Below are 3,774 nucleotides of genomic sequence, written 5' to 3'. Positions count from 1 at the left end.
GATTTTCACAGAAAAATAAATGATACTACCCGGTAAATTCGGTAGATGTTTGCCGCTTGATTTTTTGATAGGATAAACGAGACAAATATAACAATTGTCAAAAAACTCGTAAAGGAAGAGGCTATGAGAAACAACAAGAAGAATGTCGGCCGATATTTGGCCACCGGTTTACTTTCCGTATCTTTACTTACAGGAATACTCCCTTACTCAGGAAATGAAGCAAAGGCGGCAGCGGTATTCTCGGATACATACAAAACACCATGGGCAGCGCCAAGCATTGAAAACCTTTACAAAAAAGGTGTGCTAAAAGGCACAACTTCAAAACAATTCTCGCCGAACAAGTCGGTAACGCGAGCGGAATTCGCAGCGATGCTGGCACGGGCAGTCAATAAACCGGTTAAGCTACATAATTTTCCGTTTACCGACGTTTCAAAAAATAAGTGGTATTATCATGCGGTAAAAGAAGTGTATCAAATGGGAATCGTTAAAGGTGTGTCGGCCACCCGTTTCGCCCCGGAGCGCCCGATTACGCGCGAAGAAGCGGCCGTGATTATCGCCCACACGTTTAACTATTCTCATTCCAGCAAATCGCTTCCGTACAAGGACAAAAACAAAGTCAGCAGTTGGGCGGTGAACAGCGTAAAAGCCGTGACACAGAAAAAGGTATTCTCCGGGGATGACGGATACTTCCAGCCGAAGAAGCTGATGACGCGCGCCGAAGTGGCGGTTGTGCTGCAGAAGGTGCTATACGGATATGTGCCGGCTCCCACGAAAAAAGTGGCGTCCCGCTCCAGCTACCGCTTAGACGACTTGTTCCAGCGGAAGGTACAGCCGCTATTGGGTGTCCCGTACCGCTACGGCGGTACAACAACGGCCGGGTTTGACTGCAGCGGATTTACGCAGTATGTCTACAAATCCCTTGGTGTCAGCCTGCCACGCACCTCCAGTCAGCAGTTTACAAAAGGCACGCCGGTGTCCGTTAACGCCATGCAACCTGGCGATTTGATTTTCTTTGACACCGGTGGCGGTTCCATTTCGCATGTCGGCATCTATATGGGCGGCGGCAGGATGGCGCACGCCGCAAGCGGGCAGGGCTCGGTGAAGATTAACAACATTGACTGGTATCTGAATCATTATCGCGTTGTCGGCGTGAAGAGATACCTATAAAAATGACTTGTCAGAGCGTTCTGGACCTTGTAGGTTTGGAACGCTTTTTTGTATGAAAATAAGGAAAAAAGAAAGAGGAAAGAAGATCTGAGGTAGAAAAAGGCTTTCGCCTTGTACGCATGCATAGGCAAAGCTGAAATCCACCACCCTAAAAAAACGGAAAAACAAACATAAAAATAATAATAAGGCAGAATGAACTAAATAACGGAAATTACCATGTTTAACTGCTATTTTGTAATACTTCTCGTCCAAAAATTAACTTTACAACCAGGGGGTTTCAGTATTACAATTTTTTTCGTCCACCACTTATAGAGGGGAAAGAAGTAGTTGAAAAAGAAGTTATTGATGGTAGTAAGTTTTTTTCTGGCGTTCTCGTTTTTTCCCGTGTCGCTGCTGCAGCATGAGCACGAAGGCAGGATCCGGCTCGGACAGACGAAAGCGGAGAGTTTCACTCCTGTCACCACAGGCGTAAAAAATGAAACCAACCAGGAAAACAAAGAGCTGGCCACCAGATTAGACACGTATGTAAAGAAGCAACTGGCGATGGACAACTTTCACGGTACCGTACTTGTTGCCAGCGGAGACACGATCTTGCTGAAGAGAGGGTACGGATACGCGGACGGGAAGAAAAAAATACCGAATGCACCCAATCAGAAGTTTGCGATTGGCTCGCTGACCAAAGCGTTTACGGCCATGGCAATCCTGCAGCTGCACGAGCAGCACTTGCTGGACATTAACCAGCCGATTGAGCGGTTTTTTCCGGACTATCCATTTGCTAAAGAAGTCACCATTCATCATCTGCTGACGCATTCATCGGGTCTTCCGCGAAACCGGGGCAGCAAGGAGTATGAAGAGCTTACTCTTCTGTATCCGCCGGGAACCGGGCAGAACTACAGCAATGAGGGGTATATTCTTCTCGGCAAAATTATCGAACAGGTCTCCGGCATGTCATACGGTGACTATATTACGACTCATATTTTTAAGCCGTTGCACATGGATGATTCGGGATTTGACCTCAGCCGGAGACGGGTTCTGAACAAAGCGAGCGGGCATAAAAAGATTCAGGGTGTTTGGGTTGCGCTCGGAATGGATTATGGCTCACGCTTTTCTTCCGGCGGACTGTATTCGACCGTGGAGGACTTATATAAATGGGACCGCGCGTTATATACAGGCAAGCTGGTCTCGGAGCCGCTTCGCAAGCGCATGTTTACACCGCAGATGAAAGAGTACGGCTATGGCTGGCATATCCAGAAGGAAGCGGACAGAATCATTGCCGAACATGGCGGATATGTGCTTGGCTACTCCGCCGAAATTGTGCGTGACATGACATCGAAGAGCGTAGTTATCCTGCTGAGCAATCACGGTGACACGGGAATGAAGGAGATGGCGGAAACGATGCTTGAGATGGTTGAGGAGGCGAAGCAAACTTCGCCAGAAAAGGGAGCAGAGAAAAAGCCGATATTATAAGCGAGTATAGGAAACAACATTTTTCAAGCCTGCTGATAACAAAGAATTGGCAGGCTTTTTGGCTTGCATTGGATAACCGGAACAGAATGATGTACAATAAAAGTAAAATATGTAAATGGAGGGGAATCTGTGAAGTCGGTAACCAGTGACATCTGTCTTAAAAAGAATACACTATTAAAGAATACATACAGGATAAAAAAAGTCATTTCTTGCAGTGAACTGTCTATTGTTTATTTTGGACGTCATGTAGAGAGCGGGGACATTCAAATTATCAAAGAGTATTTTCCTAAAGCACTAGTGTTGCGGGATTTGGATGATAAAACTGTTTTATGCCGGCTACCATCTTCTAAAGAGAAATATTACGAACTGATGGAGGCCTTTTTTAATGAAGCCACTATAATCAAAGAATTATGCCATAAAAACATAGTTGGATACATTGATCACTTTGAAGAAAATGGTACAGGCTATATTGTTATGGAATACTGTCGGGGAAAAACGCTTAACAGATATATAAAAGAAGAGAAAACAGTTTCTATGGTAGCCTTCTTTCATAAAACCCTGTTTTCTTTGATGGATTCGCTGGATTTTATACATAAGAAAGGAATTATTCACAGGGACATAAAGCCCGAAAACATCCTTATCAGCAAAGAAGGGCAGCCTATACTTCTCGATTTCGGGTCCGCTGTTTATTATAAAAATCATACCAGGCATAAAATTTTTACCACTCCGGGTTTTTCACCGTTAGAGTTTTATTCGGAAAAGTCAAAATTGGGAATATATTCGGATATCTATAGTCTTGCGGCCACATTTTACTATTATCTAACTGGAAGAGTTCCGCTGGATGTGTCTGAAAGATTGATTGAAGATAGGATAGAAAATGTAAGGCATTATAATAGGGAAGTGACGCCTCTGTTGTCAAGCGTGATTATGTGGGGGCTTTCAGTAAATTACAAAAGGAGGTGCTCCTCCCTGAAACTTTTTAAAATCGCTTTTTACTTAGAATATCTCCTTTTGAAAATAAAAAAGCTATGGATGTCTAATGGTGATTCGAAACAAACGATAAATCAATCTCAATTCATGAAAAAGGATTTTTAATGGTATAAACGAAAAAAATCCAAATTATAGTTGTTTTTAAAGTTA

The 3,774-nt window shown here is 43.8% G+C and carries 3 protein-coding genes; all 3 read left to right on the top strand.

What is annotated here, in order from left to right; genetic code table 11:
- Positions 1-123: 123 nt before the first annotated feature.
- The 3 genes from ADA01nite_RS18430 to ADA01nite_RS18420 all read left to right on the top strand — a co-directional run bounded on the left by ADA01nite_RS18430 (position 124) and on the right by ADA01nite_RS18420 (position 3,729).
- The gene (locus tag ADA01nite_RS18430; RefSeq protein ID WP_146811893.1) at positions 124-1,167 is read left to right on the top strand and encodes an S-layer homology domain-containing protein; all 1,044 of its coding nucleotides are present in this window, start codon (positions 124-126) and stop codon (positions 1,165-1,167) included.
- Positions 1,168-1,494: 327 nt separating this feature from the next.
- The gene (locus ADA01nite_RS18425; protein WP_146811892.1) at positions 1,495-2,634 is read left to right on the top strand and encodes a serine hydrolase domain-containing protein; all 1,140 of its coding nucleotides are present in this window, start codon (positions 1,495-1,497) and stop codon (positions 2,632-2,634) included.
- A gap of 129 nt (positions 2,635-2,763) precedes the next feature.
- Positions 2,764-3,729, top strand: a complete 966-nt coding sequence (locus ADA01nite_RS18420) for a serine/threonine protein kinase (protein ID WP_146811891.1) — start codon at positions 2,764-2,766, stop codon at positions 3,727-3,729.
- The last annotated feature ends 45 nt before the right edge of the window (positions 3,730-3,774 follow it).

The organism is Aneurinibacillus danicus, assembly GCF_007991215.1.
GTDB classification, from domain to species: Bacteria; Bacillota; Bacilli; order Aneurinibacillales; family Aneurinibacillaceae; genus Aneurinibacillus; species Aneurinibacillus danicus.
This window is presented reverse-complemented; position numbering and strand designations above follow the sequence as displayed.

Coding starts and splice junctions, on each gene's coding strand:
- ADA01nite_RS18430 (WP_146811893.1), top strand. CDS start 124: ATGAGAAACAACAAGAAGAATGTCGGCCGATATTTGGCCACCGGTTTA.